The organism is Bradyrhizobium lablabi, from assembly GCF_018131005.1.
Lineage (GTDB): Bacteria > Pseudomonadota > Alphaproteobacteria > Rhizobiales > Xanthobacteraceae > Bradyrhizobium > Bradyrhizobium lablabi_D.
The window spans coordinates 605,964-625,894 of sequence record NZ_JAFCJK010000004.1 but is presented as its reverse complement, the minus strand read 5'-3'; the positions used below and the strand labels follow the sequence as shown (position 1 = coordinate 625,894).

Genomic DNA, 19,931 nt, shown 5'->3' with positions numbered 1-19,931 from the left:
CCAAAGTCTGTCTAGGCACTTCTCTTCACCTGCTGAGCTGGCTCTTGCAATGCGGACCGCAGCGCGGGCTTCAGCGTCGCGATCTTGCTGGGCGGTTCTGTGTCCACCGTCGTGAACGCGAGCGGCAGCGCGACCATCACGGTCGTGCCCTCGCCGACCTTGCTCTGCACGCTGAGTTCGCCGTGATGCAGGCTGACCAGTCCCTTCACGATCGAGAGACCCAGGCCGGTGCCTTCGTGCCGGCGCTGATAGGTCTTGCCGGCCTGGAAGAACGGGTCGCCGATCCGTTTGAGGTCGTCGGCGGCGATACCGACGCCCGTGTCGGAAACGCGCAGGATCAGCCGCGTGTCCTCGACCGAGGCGGATACGGTGACCTTGCCGCCGCGCTCGGTAAACTTGATGGCGTTGGAGATGAGGTTGAGCACGATCTGCTTGAACGCGCGCGGGTCGCCGGTCACGACCGGCAGATCGTCGGGCGCACGCGTGACCAGATCGACGCCGCTCTCGCGTGCCTTGAGCGCGAGCAGGTCACAGCAATTGACCAGAGCCGGCCGCGGTGCGAACGGTTCCGGCGAAATCTCGAAATTACCCGATTCCATCTTCGACATGTCGAGGATGCCGTTGACGACCGAGAGCAAATGCTGGCCGGAATCGTTGATGAGCTGCGCATATTCCTTGCGGCGGGCGGCATCGAGCATCAGGACGTCTTCCTGCGCGATCATCTCGGAAAAGCCGATGATGGCATTGAGCGGCGTCCGCAGTTCGTGGCTCATGGTGGCCAGGAAGCGGGTCTTCGACGCATCCGCCTGCTCGGCGGCGCTGCGCGCCAGTTCGAGCGCCTGCTCCTGCAGCTTGCGATCGGTGACGTCGCGCATGACGGCGACGACTTCGCCATCGCCGGAGTCCGGATCGAGCGGACGGCAGCGCATCTCGGCCCAGATGAAATCCGCGGAGAGGCCCTGGTTGGGCGCGCCGTCACGCCGCAGACGGAATTCGACGCTGCGCGACTCGCCGCCGCGGGCGGCATCCGACAAAGCAGTGAGATAGGCCGGGCGGTCGGCGACGTGGACACGATCGAACAGGCCGTGGCCTTGCAGCCGAGCTGCCGGCACGCCAAGCATGGTTTCGACCGCCGGTGAAATGAACTCCACCGCGCCGTTACGGCGGTGCCGCGACAGCACGTCGCTCATATTGTGCGCCAGCAGGCGGTAGCGGTCCTCCTCCACATAGAGCAGCGCCACGCTGGTGCGCGCCAGCGATTCGGCGCCAAAGGCGAGCCCTGCCGCATAGAACGTCGCCGACACCACACCGAAGCCGGCGAGCACGCCGTTCGCCGCCATGCCGGCATCAGGCGTCTGCAGCAAATGAAAATGCCCAAGCATGGCAAGCAGCGCGGCACATGTCATCGCCAGGGCAAACGCAAACGCGACCACACGCCGCGAGGCGGACAGCGCCGCCTCGATCGGAATGACGACGAGCCAGACTGCCGCGAAAGAAGCGATGCCGCCGGTCGTCGCCGCGATCATCATCACGAGGCCGGCGAGCGCCAACGAGGACAGGATATGCGCGCCTTCGTAACGTGCGGTCCGCGACAGAAACCACGAGAGCAGGATCGGTGCGATCGGCCAGGCAAAAGCCGCAACCTCGACTGCCGAAGGCGCGCCGCGCATGGCGAGATAGCCCGGGAAGGCAGCGAACGCCGCCAGGCTGCCGAGCAGCCGGGGCGCCATGAAGGCGCGATGGCGCGCGCGCGTCAGCGCATCGTATCTGGCCGACGGATGCAGCAGCGCATCGAGGCAGTCGCGGATGAGACTCAATACACTCACATCACTAGCGCTTCGGCTTGATCGTCACGCGGACGCGCCGGAACGCCTCCTTGGTCATTGCGGGCCAAAGTGTCAGAGTGAACTTAAGCGAACGCTAAGGCGCGGCAGCCGGCCACCAGTCACCGTGCATTCGCGAAGATTTGCCGCGCTATTTGACGCGCATTTGTCGGGGATGGTGAACGGAGGGTTTCCGCGCGATCCATGGTTTCGAAATGGTGGATGCGCCCGCTCCTTCGCCACGGGCATCAATCGAAAATTTACGCCGAATCAAATCGGGCGACTTTTCGGCGAATTTACCTCAATGCAAACACTTCCAATTTATCCACGGCTGCTACGGCTGAGCCAACTGCGGCATCGACCGCTTGAAGCAAAAGATCAAACAGACGACCGGGGTCGCGTGATGTTTTTCCTGCTGCGTTTGGCATTCTGGCTCGGGCTTGTGCTCGTGCTGCTGCCGAGGGAAAAAACTCCTGAATCGGAAAGAATGCCGCAGATCAACGCGTCCGATGCGGTGTCGGCCGCGACCGCGGCGGTCAGCGATGTCGGCCAGTTCTGCAAGCGACAGCCCGCCGCATGCGAGGTCGGCGGACAGGCCGCGACGGCGATCGGCCAGCGGGCTACCGACGGCGCGCGCAAGCTCTACCAGATCATCACCGACAAGAAGGCCCCCGACCATACCAGTTCGCTCGGCCGGAACGATCCGGACGCATCGATCGCCGGCGCCGCGTCCGGCGATACGCTGACGACGGACGACCAGACCATCGAATTCCACTTGCCACCGGTACCGTGACCGCAAATTAGGCGCGGAACCGGTTCCATTTTCGTCGCTTTCCCCGTCCGCCTTCCTATATAAGCCGTCACACACGGGACGCGGGCCACGATGACGACGATCGACGAAATCAGGGACAATTTTTCGCTGCTTGACGAGTGGGACGACCGCTACCGCTATGTCATCGAACTCGGCCGCACGCTGGCGCCCTTGCCGGAGGAAGAGCACTCCGCCGAGAACAAGGTGCAGGGCTGCGTCAGTCAGGTCTGGTTGTCGAAGCGGATCGATCGCAATGCCAATGGCGAGCCGCGGCTGACCTATCTCGGCGACAGCGACGCCCATATCGTTCGTGGGCTGGTCGCGATCGTGTTCGCGCTCTATTCGGGCCGCACACCGAAGGAGATTCTCTCGGCGGATGCAATCGCGCTGTTCGATGAGTTCGGCTTCCGCGACCACCTGACGCCGCAGCGCTCCAACGGCCTGCGCTCGATGGTCGAGCGCATCCGCAACGACGCGCGCGATGCGCTCGCAACCGCTTCATGAGGTTGGGGCGGCGATCTCCGCTTCGCTTCGAAGCACCTTATTTCCTCTTCCGCGCCTGCTGGCCGAGGCCCATTTTCTTGGCGAGTTGCGACCGCGCCACCGCATAGTTCGGCGCCACCATCGGATAGTCGGCCGGCAGGCCCCATTTGTCGCGATACTGCTCGGGCGTCATGCTGTACTGCGTGCGCAGGTGCCGCTTCAGCGACTTGAAGCGCTTGCCGTCCTCCAGACACACCAGATATTCCGGCGTGACCGACTTCTTGACGGAGACCGCCGGCTTGACCGGCTCGAGCGGCGCATCGGCGCGTCCGCTTGCGATACGCAGCAGCGCGGCATGCACCTGGCTGATCAGGTTCGGGATGTCCGAGGCCGGGATCGGGTTGTTGGCGAGATAGGCCGACACGATGCTGGCGGTCAGTTCGACCGGGCTTTTGCCAGACGTGTCGGACATGGCTGAACCTTCCCTGGGTGATCTTGAACGGCCGGAGCGCCCCGCTGGCCGGGCAGTATCCAGCCGCATGTATACATCGGCAGAATCCCGTACTACTTCCCGAATATGAGCGGATCGGCGGAAATCTGACAAGAACGGCCGCGCTTTATTTTCAAGGAAGGATCGAGGCAAGTATTGAGGAATTTACGGACGCTGTTCGAGATGCGACCTGAGTTCGTCGATGGAGGCGAACCGCATCATGCCCTCGGGCATCTGCGCCTCGATCGAACCGTCCGAATAGAGCGAATAGGCCATGCCATCGACGACACCCGATTTTAGCACGGTCACCGGCGGGTGCTCCTGCGATGGCGGCGAATGAATAGGCGATGGCGCGCCTGAATCGGTATCGCTGAAAGTTGATGGCGCCCGCGCGCTCCGGCGTGGCGCGACGTCGACGGACCGCGACCGCTCCGGTTTCGGCCACGCGTCTTCGAACCCCCCGGGCTGCGATTCGGCTGGGGCGGGCGTGTCCAGACGCAGCTCCGGTGACAGCAGATCCGGCTTCACGGGCTCGGCCGCGCGCGTCCGGGTACGTTCGCGCTCCTTCCGCGAGGTCGACGAAAATAGCAGGTTCCGCCGCTTGAACGGAGTCGATTCCTCTGACGGTGCTTCGGCTGATGACGATGGCGGCACCGGCTCGCCATGGGCGCCACGTTGGGAAGCCTCCTCGAACCAGGATGGCGGTGACGCCACGGGCGAGGCCTCGGCGGGACTGTGGTCTCTCTGGAACGGGAAACCGCTCCCGGCAGGCGGTGGGTTGCGCGGGGAAGGCGCAGCGGCCGGCGGCGGCAGTGGGAACTCGGGCCGCAAGCCTGCCGCCATACCCGGGCCGAGCCGACGCGCGATGTTCTGAAGTTCCCGGACCGTCACGGCAATCGCAAGCACGATCGTCCCGGTGCAAACGCCGGTCACACCAGTCACGATCAACGTGCTGCCGACGCTGAATTCCTTGTAGGGAATGCCAAAGCCGATCGCCGCCAGGCCTGCCAGGACCAGGCCAGCACCGACGACCAACAGAGCAACCACCATCGAACTAACCCCCGGAAGGCCCGCTAGAAAATCCGCAAGGCAGCCGACGCCACGATACCGTCATATTGTCCGCATCGCCAATCGACAATTGCGGTCAGAGTTTACTTAAATCCGGCTGGTCCGGACTGACGCGGGATAACGGCGGAAGTGGTCCCGTAGTTCTACCGCCAACGAATTGCTGCCGATTTATTGCGATGCATCAGGAAATTACGCCACAATTGCGAATTACTTCGAAAGGGAACTGCGCTATATGGACGCCGGGGAATGAGGCCCTAAAGCGCGAAGCTGGGCCAGAGGGACGCCGGTACTACTAGCCATGTCATCCATTACCACGTCTGCCATCGATACGCCTGCGCGGCGCTCGTGGGAGAAGACCTGCGACGATCTCGCCATTCTCGTTCTCGGCGTCGTCGCATTGGTCGCGGGTCTGACGTTCCGCGACTATGGATTGGGTTGGGACGACTATACCCACGCTGAATACGCCGACCTGCTTTTGCGCATGTACGGTTCCGGTTTCAAGGACACCGGCGCGCTGTCGTTCGCCAACCTCTACATGTACGGCGGCGGTTTCGACATGGCGGCTGCACTCCTGCACAAGGTCATCCCGCTGGAACTGTTCGAGACGCGCCGGCTCCTGGGTGCCGTTGTCGGCGTCATCGGATTGGCCGTCACCTGGCGGATGGCGCGCCGCGTCGGCGGCCCGTTGGCCGGGCTTGCAGCGCTGCTGCTGCTTGCATTGTGCCCGACCTTCTACGGTCACATGTTCATGAATCCGAAGGATGCGCCGTTTGCCGTGGCGATGATGATCCTGATCATGGGTCTCGTCCGGCTTGCGGAGGAATATCCAGTTCCCTCGCCACGCACGATCCTGATCGTCGGCTTCGGCGCCGGCCTGTCTATTGGCAGCCGCGTGCTTGGCGGCCTCGCCCTGATCTACGCGGCAGTGGGCTTCATACCGCTGCTGCTCGAGGAATTCCGAGAGCAAGGCACGCGTGAGGCGGCGCGCCGTTTTGCGCATGTGGCCTACATGCTGCTGCCGGGCCTCGTCTTCGGTTACCTGGTGATGGGCCTGATCTGGCCCTGGTCGATCATGGAGGTGGGCCATCCTCTGGAGGCCGTGACCTATTTCTCGCACTTCTTCGAGAAGCCGTGGAAGGAGATGTTCGATGGCGCGCTGGTGTCGGTGCCGGACATGCCCTGGTCTTACCTGCCGACGCTGTTTGCGCTGCAGCTTCCCGAGGTGTTGCTGGTCCTGCTGGTTGCGGCTGTCGTGATGACCCTGACGTCATTGTCGCGCGAGGACGTATCGGCAAGACGCAAGGCCATTATGCTCATGTTGACGCTCGCGGCGACGCTGCCGCTCGTCGTCGCAATGGTGAAGCGGCCGGCCCTCTATAACGGCATCCGCCATTTCATTTTCGTGATTCCGCCGATGGCCGTACTTGCCGGTGTCGGGTTCGCGCGCGGCATGGACTGGCTCGGCGAGAATCGCCGGGCCTGGCAGCCGGCGGCGCTTGCGATGTTCGCATTCGGCCTGTTACTGCCGCTCAGCGAAATGATCCGCCTGCATCCCTATCAATACACGCACTTCAACCACATCGCCGGCACCGTGCGGACGGCCGACAATTATTTCATGCTGGACTACTGGGGGCTGGCGCTGAAGCAGGCCTCCGACGGCTTGCGCGACCAATTGGCCGAGCGGCAGGAAGTCCCGCCGCATAACCGCAAATGGAAGGTCGCGGTCTGCGGCCCACAGCGTCCCGCCCAGGTCGCGCTCGGCTCCGATTTCACGATCGGCTGGGATAGCCATGCCGCCGACTTCGCGATGACGCTCGGCGAATTCTACTGCAAGGGGCTGGCCGCGCCCGTGATGGTCGAGATCAAGCGCGACGATGTCGTTTTCGCCCGCGTCTACGACATCCGCGGCCGCAGCATCTCGAGCCTGCTCGCGATCCCGGCACCGTAAGCCGTTACCGGATGGCATGAGGGTTGCGCCGGTGCCGCCTTGCCGCGGACCGGCGGTGGGACTAGGCTTGGCGCCAACCATCAGTCATCGCGGGAGAGAGCAACGATGTCGCCAGCAGAAGCGCGCCTGAAAGGAATTCCAGCGGACATGAGCGCGGCGGAATGGGAGCAGCGAGTCAATCTCGCCGCGTGCTACCGCCTCGTCGCGCTCTATGGCTGGGACGATCTGGTGGACACCCATATCTCGGCACGCGTGCCGGGACCGGATCATCACTTCCTGATCAACCCTTACGGGCTGATGTTCGACGAGATCACCGCGTCGAGTCTCGTCATGGTCGATCTCGACGGCAACCAGCTTTCGAAGAGCGACTACAGCATCAACCCGGCGGGCTTCACCATCCATTCGGCGATCCACGAGGTGCGCGAGGACGCCGGCTGCGTTCTCCATCTGCACACACTCGACGGCACAGCGGTGTCGAGCAGTCCCGAGGGGCTGCTGCCGCTGAACCAGACCGCGCAGCTCGTCACCCATGATCTCGCCTATCATGATTATGAAGGCATCGCGCTCGATCACGATGAGCGCCCGCGCCTGCAGCGCGATCTCGGCAGCAAGAACCACATGCTGCTGCGCAATCACGGCACACTGACTGTCGGCCGCTCGGTCGCCTCGGCCTTCGAGCGCATGTACCACCTGGAGCGGGCCTGTTCGATGCAGGTGCGCACCCGCTCGCTCGGCCCCGCCGCCTATCCGGTCGACCAGCACGCAATCGACAAGAACGCCGAGCTGTTCTCCAATCCGGACCGCGCGGAATTGCGATCCACACAGCTCGTGTGGCCGCCGTTGCTGCGCAAGCTCGATCGGGTCAATCCCGGCTATCGGAATTGAACTTTCAAAATTTTCGGCTAAACTATCGGGCAACTACCTCTGCACTACCAAATCAAACGCCGCCCAATCCCGGGCGGCGTTTTTGCATTCGGCAGGTGCGCAACCGGCCCGCCTATTTGGCGTCGGCGAATGCCGCGAGGATCCGCGCCCAGGAGCGGATGCCCTTGTGGAAACTCTTGAGGTCGTACTTCTCGTTCGGCGAATGGATGTTGTCGTCGTCGAGGCCGAAACCGACCAGCACTGTGTCGAGACCCAACGTGCGCTTGAAGTCAGCCACGATCGGGATCGAGGCGCCGGATCCGATCAGGAGCGCTTCCTTGCCCCATTCGTCCGTCAGCGCGCGCTTGGCGGCCGCGAGCGGCTTCATGTCCCAGGCGAGCGCGATCGCCGGGGCGTTGGAATGGTCGGTGAACTCGGCCTTGCAATCCGCCGGTACCCGCGACTTCACGTAGTCACGAAACGCCTGCCGGATCTTGTCGGGGTCCTGCCCTTCGACCAGGCGGAACGAGATCTTCGCCGACGCCTCGGACGGGATCACTGTCTTCGACCCCTCGCCGGTATAGCCGCCGATGATGCCGTTGACGTCGCAGGTCGGACGCGACGAGACCTGCTCGATCAGGAGACGATCCTTCTCACCGGCGGGCAGCGACAGACCGATCGGCTTGAGGAAGGTGTCGGGCGTGAGATTAAGGTTCTTCCACTGCGCCAGAATATCCGGCGGCAGGTCCTTCACGCCATCATAGAAGCCGGGAATCGTGACACGGCCGTTCTCGTCCTGCAGGCCACCGAGGATATTGGTCAGCACCCGGATCGGGTTGCGCGCCCCGCCGCCGAAAATGCCGGAATGCAGGTCGCGATTGGCGGCCTTGATCTTGACCTCGTCATAGACGAGCCCTCGCAACGACGTCGTGATCGCCGGCGTGTCCCGGTCCCACATGCTGGTATCGCAGACCAGTGCGAAATCGGCCCTGAGATCGGCTTTGTTCGCTTCAAGGAACGGTACGAAGTTCTTCGAGCCGATCTCCTCCTCGCCCTCGATAACGATTGTGATGTCGACCGGCAGCGAGCCCGTCACCTTCTTCCAGGCGCGGCACGCCTCGATGAAGGTCATGAGCTGGCCCTTATCGTCCTCGGCGCCGCGCGCAACGATGATCTTGCGGCCATCGGCATGGTCGGTCACGACAGGCTCGAACGGCGCGCGGTGCCAGAGGTTGATTGGATCGACCGGCTGCACATCATAGTGTCCGTAGAACAGCACATGCGGGCGGCCATCGGTGTCGCCATTGGTTTTGGCGACGATGGCGGGGTGACCAGCGGTCGGCCGCACCTCGGCGGTGAAGCCGAGCGTCGCAATGTCCTTGGCCAGATGATCGGCCGCCGCCTTGCAGTCATTGGCAAAGGCCGCTTCGGATGAAATCGACTTGATCCTGAGCAATGCAAACAGGCGCTCGAGGCTGTTGTCAAAATCAGCGTCGATACGATCGAGGACCGGCTGAAGCTTGGCGTTGGACATCGCTGTTCCCTAGCTGTCGGGTTCTGCCGTAGGTTGTAGCGCGCCGGCCCGCGCAGGCAAAGCGCCTGCTGCCTTTTGGGCCGCGGGATCAAGGATGTGCCAGACCAACCCCGCGGTCAGCACAGCGGTCGCAGCGAGATTGTTGCCATAGGCCTGCAGGTCAAGCGGAAACAGCGGCAGCGAGAGCATCATCAGGCACCCGGCCACCGCGAGCAGAATCCAGGTGCCGGCCCGCACCGCGGGCCGCGCATCGTAGACGGCGCGATGCATCAGCACTGTCATCGGGAAGAACAGCCACATGAAGTAATATTGCCGCGCGAGCGGCGAGGCCACGGTCATCAGGCAGAACAGGATGCCAATCTCCTCGGCGTCGGACTTCTCCGTTCGACGCGACGCGGGCGGCATCACCGCGACATAGCCGAGCCCGATCAGGAGCGAGACCGCAATCACGATCAAGTTCGCCGTCCTGAAGTCGAGATCGGCGATGTTCATGTAGCGCGGGGGTTTGCGCGGATTGTCCTGGTTGTAGTTCACCGGACGCGTCAGGCGATGCGTCATGGCGATGATGGACTGGTTGACCCAGGACCAGTTCTGCTCATCACGCTGACCAAAGCCCTTTTCCGAACTCGTTCCGACCATGCCCTGGTACCAGGTCTTCAACTCGCTGACGTTGTGCTGGAAGCCGCGGAAGGGCGCCGGCAGCACGAACAGGAAAACACCGAGGAAGACCATCATGCTGGCGACCGCACGCCAGCGCCTGCGCCACACCAGATAGGGCAGCACGGCGATCGGGAACACCTTGATCGCCGTGGCCAGCGCAAACATGCTTCCGGCGAGCCAGGGACGCTCCCGCCGCAGCAGCCAGAAGCCATACAGCAGCATCGCGAGCAGCATCAGGTTCGGCTGACCGAGATCGAACATGTCGAACACGAAGGTCACGGTGACGAAGCCCGGCAGCGCTTCGAGCCAGACGCCCGGCTTGCGGCCCGAACCCGCCATCGCGTGCGAGAATTGCGCCGTCATCCACCAGGCGATAGCGTTGAGCAGCGACAGGCAGAGATAGAGCGGAATCTTGCCGAAGAAGGCCGGCACCGCGAGCAGTACCGCCGGTAGCGGCGGATAGATGAACTCGAAATAGCTTGCGGAGTCGTCGGGATAGAGGTTCTTGCCCTGCAGTACCTGCTGCCCCGCCCAGAACCACAGCGGATAGTCCTTGCTCTTGCCGTGGCCCCAGATCTCGGGAACGAGAACGTAGGCGGTCAACGCGATACAGCAGACAAAGAACAACAGGTCGAGCGGTGCTCTCAGCGATGGATATCTCAGCACAAGCTCCGTTCCGGAGATCAAGGGACAGCTATCTTCGCAGCAATCCGCCAAGCGCGCCGCGCACCAGCGCGCGGCCGATCGAGCCGCCGACCGAGCCGCCGACCGACTTGCCGAGATCGGCGACGACACCGCCGACCACCTTGTCGGTGACCGAGCGCGTCACGCTGCGCGCGACTACCTGGCCGGTCGACAGCCGCCCGCGCTTGACATTGGTGCCGAAGATCGTGGCGGCAATGGCGCCGATCTGGCCGAGGATACCGCCACCCTCGCCGCCGCCATCAGCCGGCGCCGCCTTTCCCGCGATACGCTTCTGGATGATCTCGTAGGCGGATTCGGCGTCAATGGCGGTGTCATATTTGCCCTTCAGCGGGCTCGCTTCCATGATTTTTCTGCGCTCTTCGGGCGTGATGGCACCGATCCGCGCCGACGGCGGTCGCACCATGATGCGTTCGACCATCGACGGCGTGCCTCCGCCCTCGAGAAACGACACCAGTGCCTCGCCCTTGCCGAGTTCCATGATCACCCGCGCCGTGTCGAGCTTCGGATTGGGCCGGAAAGTCTGCGCGGCAGCGGCGACCGCCTTCTGGTCGCGCGGGGTGAAGGCACGCAACGCGTGCTGCACTCGGTTGCCGAGCTGCGCCAGAACCTTGTCCGGCACGTCGATCGGGTTCTGTGTCACGAAATAGACGCCCACGCCCTTCGACCGGATCAGCCGCACCACCTGTTCGATCTTGTCCATCAGAGCTTTGGGTGCGTCGTTGAACAGGAGATGCGCCTCGTCGAAGAAGAACACGAGTTTCGGCTTCGGCAGGTCGCCGGCCTCTGGCAATTCCTCGAACAGCTCCGACAGCATCCAGAGCAAGAACGTCGCGTAAAGCCGCGGGCTTTGCATCAGCTTGTCGGCAACGAGGATGTTGACCATGCCGCGACCGTCGCGGTCGGTCTTCATGAAATCCTTCAGGGAAAGTGCCGGCTCGCCGAAGAACTTCGCGCCACCCTGGTTCTCGAGCACCAAAAGTTGCCGTTGGATCGTTCCAATCGTCGCCTTCGACACGTTGCCGTAGCTTTGGGCAACCTTGCGGATCGGCGCCAGTGGATCTTCCTCGTTATCGGCGGATTTCTTGCTGCCATCGGGCGCGATTGCATCCAGTAACGCGCGCAGATCCTTCATATCGATCAGCGTCAGGCCGCTCTCGTCGGCGACGCGGAAGGCGACATTGAGCACGCCTTCCTGCACGTCGTTCAAGTCAAGCATCCGTGACAGCAATAGCGGACCCATTTCAGTGACAGTGGCGCGCACTGGATGGCCTTGCTCGCCGAACACATCCCAGAACACGGTCGAGAACTGGTCGGGCTGGAAGTTCAGCCCCATTTGTTGGGCTCGCTTGACAATAAAATCCTTGGGCTCACCGACTTCGGAAATGCCGGAAAGATCGCCCTTGATGTCTCCGGCAAAGACCGGAACGCCGGCGCGCGCAAAACCTTCAGCCATCACCTGCAGCGTCACCGTCTTGCCGGTTCCAGTCGCGCCAGTCACAAGTCCGTGCCGATTGGCCAGCGCAAGCGTCAGCCACGCCGTCTGCTCCCCCTTGCCAATGAAGATCTTCTCGTCCGTATCAGCCAGCTTGTTGTCCGAGGTCGCCATCGCTTCGCCTCTTCGCCCACTTTAGATTGGTTCGATCGCCGAACCCGGGGGATCCGCAGCATCATATTGCATCTTCCCGGCTGATTGAAACCATTCGCGTCGATGCATCTCGCGACTGCGGGCCCGTGTTTCCTATACTTTCATCCAAGCCAGGCGGAAGAAAAGGATTGCGCGCTGCGACAAGATAACGTGAATCCCGCGCCCACTCTTGCATCGCTGCAACAGTCGCGATGCGATCGAGACAGAAAATGGAGTTGAGGCGCGCTGATCGCTTGTATTTCACTTCGCAGGCGCTCAAGATCAGCCCTCAAAGAACGACCGGCACGAAACCCGGTTGAGGCGGGGGTATTTATGGACGAACTGATCGGACGGCTGGCCGTAAAGGCCGGCATCGATAGTGCTGTCGCTGAGACAACCATCGGCATCGTGCTGGGCTTCCTCCGCAATGAAGGGCCTACCGAGAAGGTCCAGGCTTTGATCGACCAGATTCCCGGCGCCGAGGCCGCCATCGCCGCATCCCAGAACCGCGGGAGTATGTCGCGTCTGATGGGTGGCGGCCTGATGGCTGTCGGCAGCCGGCTCATGGCGCTTGGCTTGGGCGTGAGCGAGATTCAGAAAGTCGCGCGTGAACTTTTCGTATTCGGCCGCGACAAAATCGGAGCGGATCAAATGGGCGAAATCATCTCGGGGACGCCGGGGCTCGGCCAATTTGCCTGAGTAACTCCTGAAGCACCCTTGGGCTCTCCTGGGCCTACGCTCTCCTCTTTGCGCGCGACCATCATGACATATTCCCTCTCCGAGATCGAAGGCCTGTCCGCCTACTACGCAGCAAAGCTGAAGTCGCAAGGTATCCGCACCACCGACGCGCTGCTTGAAGCTGCCCGTACCGTCAAAGGACGCAAGGCGCTCGCGTCCAAAACCGGCATCGGCGAGCAACAGTTGCTCGAATGGGCCAATTTCTCCGATTACATGCGGATTCCCGGCATGGGCAGGGCCAAGGTTGGCCTGATGCGCGCTGCCGGCGTCGCCACGGTCCGAGAACTCGCGCATCGCAACCCGTCGCGGCTCGCGCAGAGCATGAAGGACGCCAATGTGAAGCGGAAGCTCGTCCGCGTCCTGCCGTCCGAGAGGTCGGTCGAATTGATCATCGAGCGGGCGCGCAAGCTGCCGCCAAAGATCAGTTACTAGGCTGCCGGAGCCGCTCTGACCCGGAGGCCGCCCAAACCGCATCCTCCCCGCCTTGACTTGCCGGCGCGGACCGCGCAAAGCGGCCGCATGATGGCGACCAAGCCCATATCGTCAAAGCTGTCCGGCAAGGCCGGAAATGCGATGCTTCCGGCGTTGCCGTGCGGGGCCTGTCCGGCCGTGATGGGCGTGCTCAATGTGACGCCCGATTCATTTTCCGACGGCGGTCAGTTCATCGCCCCGGAGCAGGCGCTGGCGAGGGCCCGCACACTGGTGGCCGAAGGCGCTGACATCATCGACATTGGCGCCGAATCCACCCGCCCCTACGGCTCGCAGCCCATTTCGGCGGAAGACGAGTTGAAGCGGCTGGCGCCGGTGCTGGCAGATGTGGTCGCGCTCGGCATTCCGGTCTCGATCGACAGCATGAAATCCGAGGTGGTAGCCTGGGCACTCGACCAGGGCGCGACAATCGCCAATGACGTTTGGGGTCTGCAGCGCGATGCCGGCATGGCGAAGCTCGTCGCCGGACGCGGCGTGCCCGTGATCATCATGCACAATCGCGAGCGCGCCGATCCCGCGATCGACATCATGCAGGATGTCGCAGCTTTCTTTTCACGTTCACTCGACATCGCGGCCAAGGCCGGCATTTCCTTCGACAGGATCGTGCTCGATCCCGGCATCGGCTTCGGCAAGACGCCGGAGCAGAGCATGATGGTGCTCGCGCGGCTTGCCGAACTGAGCGTCTTCGGCCTGTCCATGCTGGTCGGTGCCTCGCGCAAGCGCTTCATCAGCACGGTGGTGCCTTCGGAGCCGCAGCAACGCCTCGGTGGCTCGATCGCGGCACATTTGATCGCTGTGCAGAACGGCGCACGGATCATCCGCACCCATGATGTGGCGGAAACCGTTCAAGCACTGCGAGTGGCAACGGCAATCAGAGGCCAGCAATGACCGACACGATCTTCATCACCGGGATCGTCATCCATGCCCGTCATGGCGTGATGGAACACGAGACCGAAGTCGGGCAGCGGTTCGTCATCGATCTCGAACTGTTTGCGGATCTCTCGGAATCCTCGCGCACTGATCGCCTCTCCGACACCGTGTCCTACTCCAACGTGGTGGCAACCGCGACGGCGGCGTTCAAGAACACCAACTACAAACTCCTGGAGCGTGCCGCCGGCGCAGTCGCCGACGACATCCTCGGCGCGTTCCCGCGCATCCGGGCCGTCAAGGTGACGGTTCACAAGCCGCACGCGCCGATCGCTGCGATCTTTCATGACGTCGGCGTTGTCTTGACGCGCTCTCGCCATCCGCCGACCCATGACTAACGTCCTGATCGCGCTCGGCGGCAATGTCGGCGACGTCCGCACGACGTTCAGGAAGGCCATTGCCAATATTTGCGGCATGGCACAGGCCGCCCTGCTCGCGCGTTCCTCCGACTATTCGACGCCGCCTTGGGGCGAGGAAGATCAGGCTAGCTTCATCAATGCCTGCATCGAGATCGAGACCAGGCTTGATCCGCATGCGCTGCTGTTCACGCTTCACAAGATCGAGACAAAGTTCGGCCGCGACCGTGCCAGCGAGCCGCGTTGGGGTCCCCGAACCCTCGATCTCGACCTGATCGCCTATGACGACGTCACGCTTGCGAAAGCGGACCTGACACTTCCGCATCCGCGCCTTTTCGAGCGCGCATTCGTGCTGGTGCCGCTCGCCGAGATCGTTCCCGACCGCGTCATCGCCGGACGCCGCGTCGCCGACGCGCTCGCCGGGCTTTCGACCGAGGGTATTTTGCGGCTGCCGGACCTCGATTGAGGCCAGGACGAGCCGAAACAACCGTTTGGCTTGGCCGCCCGCCCGTGGCAATTTCCGGCCTAGCGAGGCGGGCTCTCACGCGGCCGACGAAGGATGTTCTGGGCGGATGACGACCACGAGTGACGATTTGCGGCTGGCGGCGGATTTTACGCCGGCGACCTATGATGACTGGCGCAAGCTGGTCGACGGCGTCCTGAAAGGCGCCCCGTTCGAGAAGCTGGTCGGCAAGACCTATGATGGCCTGAAAATCGATCCGATCTACCGGCGCGCCACCAACGCCGGCCCGATCGCCGGCCGTGCCGCAGCCGCGCCATGGCAGATCCTGCAGCGGGTCGACCATCCCGACGCGGCGCAAGCCAACTCGCAGGCGCTGCACGATCTCGAGAACGGGGCGACCGGCCTCGAATTCGAGTTTTCCGGTGGACCGGGGGCACGTGGCTTCGGCCTGGCCGATGCCAGCAATGAGACCCTGGCGCGGGTCTGCGACGGCGTCCATCTCGAAGCCGGCATCATGGTCGCGCTCAATCCCGTGCTCGGGCGCGGGAACGCCGGCGAGACTTTTGCCGACCTGATCGAAGCCCGCAAGATCGATCCCGCCAAGCTCGATCTTCATTTCAACTATCAGGCGCTCAGCACGGTGGCGGTTCGGGGTGCTGCGACCGTGCCCTGGGCCGAGTACGAACAGCCGTTCGGCAAGGTGGTGAGCGGATTGATCAAGCGTGGTTTCAAGGGGCCGTTTGCGCTCGCTGACGGCCGTCCGATCCACGACGCGGGCGGCTCGGAAATTCAGGAACTCGCGTTCGCGCTTGCGGTGGCGCTCGCTTATCTGCGCACGATCGAAGCGGCCGGCGTCGACCTCGACGCCGCGCGCGCGGCCATCTCGTTCCGCTTGAGCGCCGACGCCGACCAGTTCCTGACGCTGGCGAAATTCCGCGCCCTGCGGCGGCTGTGGGCGCGCGTCGAGCAGGCCTGCGGGCTTGCACCGAAGCCGGTCTTCGTCAGCGCGCAAACCGCCTGGCGCATGCTGACCCAGCGCGACCCCTACGTGAACATGTTGCGCGCGACGATGGCGACGTTCGCGGCCGGCCTCGGCGGCGCCAATGCGATCACCGTGCTGCCGCACACGCTCGCGCTCGGCTTTCCCGACGACTTCGCCCGGCGCGTGGCACGCAACACGCAACTGGTCCTGCTCGAAGAATCCAATCTTGCAAAAGTCTCGGATCCCGCGGCGGGCTCGGGCGGCATCGAGACGCTGACCTCGCAGCTTTGTGAAGCGGCGTGGGCACTCTTCCAGGAGATCGAGAAGGCCGGCGGCATCTTCGCCGCTCTCGAAGAGGGGCTGATCCAGAAAAAGGTTGTCGCGACCCGTACGCTGCGCGAGGCCAACGTGGCAAAGCGGCGCGACGTATTGACCGGCGCCAGCGAATTTCCCAACCTTCACGAAGCCGATATCGCGGTGCTGGATGTGGCAACGGCAGCACCAGTCTCCCTCGTCGATGCGACGATCAAGTTCGACGCGTTGTCGCCGATGCGGCTGGCGGAGCCGTTCGAGGCGCTGCGCGACAAGTCGGACGCAATATTGAAGACGAGCGGCGCACGGCCAAGGATCTTCTTCGCCAATCTCGGCAAGCCCGCGGATTTCACCGCACGCGCCACGTTCGCAAAGAGCTTTTTCGAGACCGGCGGCATCGAGGCCGTGGACAGCGAGGGCTTTGCCGATGCGGCGGCGCTTGGCGCGGCCTTCAAGGCCTCGGGCGCGGCGATGGCATGTATCTGTTCCTCGGACAAGGTCTACGCCGACCGTGCGGCTGAGGCGGCGAAGGCCCTTCACGGCGCCGGGGCAAGGCATATCTATCTGGCAGGCCGGCCCGGCGGCCAGGAAGGCGCGTTGCGCGCCGCCGGCATCGGTGAATTCGTCTTCGCCGGCGGCGATGCGCTGGCGGCACTGCGCGACGCCTATCGGCGGATGGAGCAAGCATGACGGCTGAGACACCTGCCAAGCCCGTATTGACCGGAGGCTGCCAATGCGGCGCCGTCCGCTTTGCCGTGTCGGCGGCACCGACACGGATCAGCGTCTGTCATTGCCGGATGTGCCAGAAGGCCTCGGGCGCGCCGTTCGCCTCGTTCGCCGATATCGAGCGTGCCGATTTCGCCTGGACCCGCGGCACGCCCGCCGCTTTCAAATCCTCCTCGATCGCCGAACGCGACTTTTGCGCCTCCTGCGGCACGCCCTTGAGCTTCCGCCGCATCGACGGCCCGCGGATCGAGATCATGACCGGCGCGTTCGACCGGCCTGACCGGGTGGTGCCCACCCGACAATATGGAACCGAGTCCCGCCTCGGCTGGGTGGTCGGGATTGCCAATCTGCCGAGCCAGACCACGCTGCAGAACTACGGCCCGGAAAAGATGGCGACCATCGTCAGCCATCAGCATCCGGATCATGATTGAATGGCGCCCGTGTAGAGCCGCCCGTAATATGATGGATTACCATGAGCCGTATACCGAATTTCGCCGATATCGCTTTTGAGAGAGTCAGTAGCGGCGCGCCGGCCGCAGACGCCGAGCCGTGGCTGACGCCTGAGGGCATTCCGGTCAAACCCGTCTACAGCGAAGCCGACCTCGATGGCATCGACTTCCTCGAAACGTGGCCGGGGATTGCGCCCTATCTGCGCGGGCCCTACCCGACCATGTATGTCAACCAGCCCTGGACGATCAGGCAATATGCCGGCTTCTCCACGGCGGAGGATTCCAACGCCTTCTATCGCCGCAACCTCGCGGCCGGACAGAAGGGCCTGTCGGTCGCCTTCGATCTCGCCACCCATCGCGGTTATGACTCCGACCATCCGCGCGTCTCCGGCGATGTCGGCATGGCGGGCGTGGCGATCGATTCCATCTACGACATGCGCACGCTGTTTGCGGGCATCCCGCTCGACCAGATGAGCGTCTCGATGACGATGAACGGCGCGGTGCTGCCGATCCTCGCGCTGTTCGTCGCGGCCGCCGAGGAACAGGGCGTGCCGCCGGAGAAGCTGTCGGGCACCATTCAGAACGACATTCTGAAAGAGTTCATGGTGCGCAACACCTATATCTATCCGCCCGCGCCATCGATGCGGATCATCTCGGACATCTTCGCCTACACCTCGCAGAAGATGCCGAAGTACAATTCGATCTCGATCTCCGGCTACCACATGCAGGAGGCCGGCGCGACGCAGGACCTCGAACTCGCCTATACGCTGGCCGACGGTGTCGAGTATCTGCGCGCCGGTCTCGCGGCCGGCCTCGACGTCGACCGCTTCGCGCCGCGGCTGTCGTTCTTCTGGGCGATCGGCATGAACTTCTTCATGGAAGTCGCCAAGATGCGCGCCGCGCGGCTGCTCTGGGCCAAGCTGCTGAAGCCGTTCAACCCGAAGGATCCGCGCTCGCTGTCGCTGAGAACGCATTGCCAGACCTCGGGCTGGTCGCTGACCGCTCAGGACGTTTTCAACAATGTGATGCGCACCACCATCGAGGCGATGGCGGCAACGCAAGGCCACACCCAGTCGCTGCACACCAACGCGCTCGACGAGGCGCTGGCGCTGCCGACCGATTTCTCCGCGCGCATCGCCCGCAACACGCAATTGTTCCTGCAACAGGAAAGCGGCACCAACCGGATCATCGACCCCTGGGGCGGCTCCTACTATGTCGAGCGGCTGACCCGCGATCTCGCGGCGAAGGCCTGGGGACATATCCAGGAGGTCGAGGCGCTCGGCGGCATGGCGAAGGCGATCGAGGCCGGCGTGCCGAAACTGCGGATCGAGGAGGCTTCGGCCAAGACGCAAGCGCGCATCGATGCGGGTCGCCAGGCGGTGATCGGCGTCAACAAGTACAAGCCGGAGAACGAGAAGCCGATCGACGTGCTGAAGGTGGAGAATTCCACCGTCCGGCGGTTGCAGATCGACAAGCTGGCGCGGCTCAAGGCCGAGCGCAACCAGAAGGACGTCGACGACGCGCTGACGGCGCTGACCCGCTCGGCCGGCGAAGGCAACGGCAATTTGCTGGCGTTGGCGATCGACGCCGCGCGCGCCAAGGCCACCGTCGGCGAGATTTCGGACGCGATGGAAAAAGTGTTCGGCCGCCATCGTGCCGAGATCAAGTCCATCACCGGCGTCTACAAGCGAGAGGCAGCGGCCATGTCCAACCGGGTCGACAAAGTGCAGGCCCTGATTGATGCGTTCGAAGAGGCCGAGGGCCGCCGTCCCCGCATCCTGGTGGCAAAAATCGGCCAGGACGGCCACGACCGGGGGCAGAAGGTGATCGCATCCGCATTCGCCGATGTTGGCTTCGACGTCGATATCGGGCCGCTGTTCGCGACACCGGAGGAGGCTGCGCGACAGGCCGTCGAGAACGACGTGCACATCCTCGGCGTTTCTTCGCTCGCCGCCGCGCATCTCACCGCCGTGCCCGAACTGAAGGCTGCGCTGAAGAAGCATGGCCGCGAAGACATCATGATCATCATCGGCGGCGTGGTGCCGCCGCAGGATTACGACGCGCTCTACGCCGCAGGCGCCGAGGCGATCTTTCCGCCGGGCACGGTGATCTCTGATGCCGCCGAAGAGCTGATCCGCAAGCTCAACGCGCGGCTCGGCCATAGCCAGGCGGCAGAGTGATTCCGACGCTTCTGCCGAAAAGAAATGTCACCATAGTTGACGGCGCCGCTCAACGTTCGGCGGTCGGAGTTGCGGAAGCATAAGCAAGCTCACTTCGAGAAGCTCAGGGGTGACGGCTGGGCGACCTACTGCATGCGTGACCAGCGGAAGGTCGCCCAGATTATCGGTGCCCGGACATGCACCATCGCCCGGCCTCCAGGCCACGAAGCCAAATACCTCTACAAAGAGGTTCGGCGGATTATGCGGAATGAGGAAGGGCGTGAGGACACGTTCGGAGTGGCCCGGCGTCCGCTCTGTTA

Annotated in this window: 18 protein-coding genes; 12 read left to right on the top strand and 6 right to left on the bottom strand. The window is 63.5% G+C overall.

Going from position 1 to position 19,931, the window contains the following annotated elements; genetic code table 11:
• Positions 1–11: 11 nt before the first annotated feature.
• Entirely contained in the window at positions 12–1,826 is a 1,815-nt protein-coding gene (locus tag JQ553_RS15850) for a PAS domain-containing sensor histidine kinase (protein ID WP_212500888.1), read from the bottom strand.
• A 400-nt stretch (positions 1,827–2,226) separates the two neighbouring features.
• On the opposite strand from JQ553_RS15850, the gene JQ553_RS15845 reads away from it, so the two are divergent.
• Together JQ553_RS15845 and JQ553_RS15840 are read left to right on the top strand one after the other, a co-directional pair.
• On the top strand, positions 2,227–2,616 hold the full coding sequence (locus JQ553_RS15845) for a DUF5330 domain-containing protein (protein ID WP_212500940.1): 390 nt from the start codon (positions 2,227–2,229) through the stop codon (positions 2,614–2,616).
• 90 nt (positions 2,617–2,706) lie between these two features.
• On the top strand, positions 2,707–3,138 hold the full coding sequence (locus tag JQ553_RS15840; RefSeq protein WP_212500887.1) for a SufE family protein: 432 nt from the start codon (positions 2,707–2,709) through the stop codon (positions 3,136–3,138).
• Positions 3,139–3,175: 37 nt separating this feature from the next.
• On the opposite strand, the gene JQ553_RS15835 is transcribed toward JQ553_RS15840, so the two are convergent.
• Both JQ553_RS15835 and JQ553_RS15830 read right to left on the bottom strand, forming a co-directional pair.
• Positions 3,176–3,589 carry a MucR family transcriptional regulator gene (locus JQ553_RS15835; protein ID WP_212500886.1) on the bottom strand — a complete coding sequence of 138 codons (414 nt, stop codon included), beginning with the start codon at positions 3,587–3,589 and terminating at the stop codon, positions 3,176–3,178.
• 183 nt (positions 3,590–3,772) lie between these two features.
• The gene (locus tag JQ553_RS15830) at positions 3,773–4,657 is read right to left on the bottom strand and encodes a DUF308 domain-containing protein (RefSeq protein ID WP_212500885.1); all 885 of its coding nucleotides are present in this window, start codon (positions 4,655–4,657) and stop codon (positions 3,773–3,775) included.
• Positions 4,658–4,973: 316 nt separating this feature from the next.
• On the opposite strand from JQ553_RS15830, the gene JQ553_RS15825 reads away from it, so the two are divergent.
• Positions 4,974–6,623, top strand: coding sequence for a glycosyltransferase family 39 protein (locus tag JQ553_RS15825; RefSeq protein ID WP_212500884.1), 1,650 nt, complete (start codon positions 4,974–4,976; stop codon positions 6,621–6,623).
• Positions 6,624–6,728: 105 nt separating this feature from the next.
• Positions 6,729–7,508: a class II aldolase/adducin family protein gene (locus JQ553_RS15820; protein ID WP_212500883.1), complete on the top strand. Its 780-nt coding sequence runs from the start codon at positions 6,729–6,731 to the stop codon at positions 7,506–7,508.
• Between the two features lie 112 nt (positions 7,509–7,620).
• Here JQ553_RS15820 and JQ553_RS15815 read toward each other — a convergent pair whose 3' ends face one another.
• The 3 genes from JQ553_RS15815 to JQ553_RS15805 are packed head-to-tail and all read right to left on the bottom strand — an operon-like array spanning position 7,621 to position 11,992.
• Complete coding sequence (locus JQ553_RS15815; RefSeq protein ID WP_212500882.1) at positions 7,621–9,021, bottom strand: M20/M25/M40 family metallo-hydrolase; 1,401 nt, start codon at positions 9,019–9,021, stop codon at positions 7,621–7,623.
• Positions 9,022–9,030: 9 nt separating this feature from the next.
• Positions 9,031–10,347 carry a glycosyltransferase family 87 protein gene (locus JQ553_RS15810; RefSeq protein WP_312015149.1) on the bottom strand — a complete coding sequence of 439 codons (1,317 nt, stop codon included), beginning with the start codon at positions 10,345–10,347 and terminating at the stop codon, positions 9,031–9,033.
• Positions 10,348–10,375: 28 nt separating this feature from the next.
• Complete coding sequence (locus tag JQ553_RS15805; protein WP_212500881.1) at positions 10,376–11,992, bottom strand: helicase HerA-like domain-containing protein; 1,617 nt, start codon at positions 11,990–11,992, stop codon at positions 10,376–10,378.
• 351 nt (positions 11,993–12,343) lie between these two features.
• Here JQ553_RS15805 and JQ553_RS15800 point away from each other — a divergent pair, with 351 nt between their 5' ends.
• The 8 genes from JQ553_RS15800 (at position 12,344) to scpA (ending at position 19,632) form a co-directional block, all read left to right on the top strand.
• Positions 12,344–12,709, top strand: coding sequence for a DUF2267 domain-containing protein (locus JQ553_RS15800; RefSeq protein ID WP_212500880.1), 366 nt, complete (start codon positions 12,344–12,346; stop codon positions 12,707–12,709).
• Positions 12,710–12,772: 63 nt separating this feature from the next.
• Positions 12,773–13,180 carry a DUF4332 domain-containing protein gene (locus tag JQ553_RS15795; RefSeq protein ID WP_212500879.1) on the top strand — a complete coding sequence of 136 codons (408 nt, stop codon included), beginning with the start codon at positions 12,773–12,775 and terminating at the stop codon, positions 13,178–13,180.
• 141 nt (positions 13,181–13,321) lie between these two features.
• Positions 13,322–14,125 carry a dihydropteroate synthase gene (gene folP / locus JQ553_RS15790; protein ID WP_249144325.1) on the top strand — a complete coding sequence of 268 codons (804 nt, stop codon included), beginning with the start codon at positions 13,322–13,324 and terminating at the stop codon, positions 14,123–14,125.
• A complete protein-coding gene (gene folB, locus JQ553_RS15785; protein ID WP_212500877.1) occupies positions 14,122–14,502 on the top strand; it encodes a dihydroneopterin aldolase in 381 nt (126 codons plus the stop codon). Before folP ends, folB begins: the two co-directional genes overlap by 4 nt.
• Positions 14,495–14,986, top strand: coding sequence for a 2-amino-4-hydroxy-6-hydroxymethyldihydropteridine diphosphokinase (folK, locus tag JQ553_RS15780; protein ID WP_212500876.1), 492 nt, complete (start codon positions 14,495–14,497; stop codon positions 14,984–14,986). Before folB ends, folK begins: the two co-directional genes overlap by 8 nt.
• Before the next feature lie 106 nt (positions 14,987–15,092).
• Positions 15,093–16,967 (top strand): methylmalonyl-CoA mutase subunit beta, encoded by a 1,875-nt coding sequence (locus JQ553_RS15775; RefSeq protein WP_212500875.1) that lies wholly within the window; start codon positions 15,093–15,095, stop codon positions 16,965–16,967.
• On the top strand, positions 16,964–17,434 hold the full coding sequence (locus JQ553_RS15770; protein WP_212500874.1) for a GFA family protein: 471 nt from the start codon (positions 16,964–16,966) through the stop codon (positions 17,432–17,434). The genes JQ553_RS15775 and JQ553_RS15770 overlap by 4 nt, the downstream gene beginning before the upstream one ends.
• A gap of 41 nt (positions 17,435–17,475) precedes the next feature.
• Positions 17,476–19,632, top strand: coding sequence for a methylmalonyl-CoA mutase (gene scpA / locus JQ553_RS15765; protein ID WP_212500873.1), 2,157 nt, complete (start codon positions 17,476–17,478; stop codon positions 19,630–19,632).
• Positions 19,633–19,931: the final 299 nt, after the last annotated feature.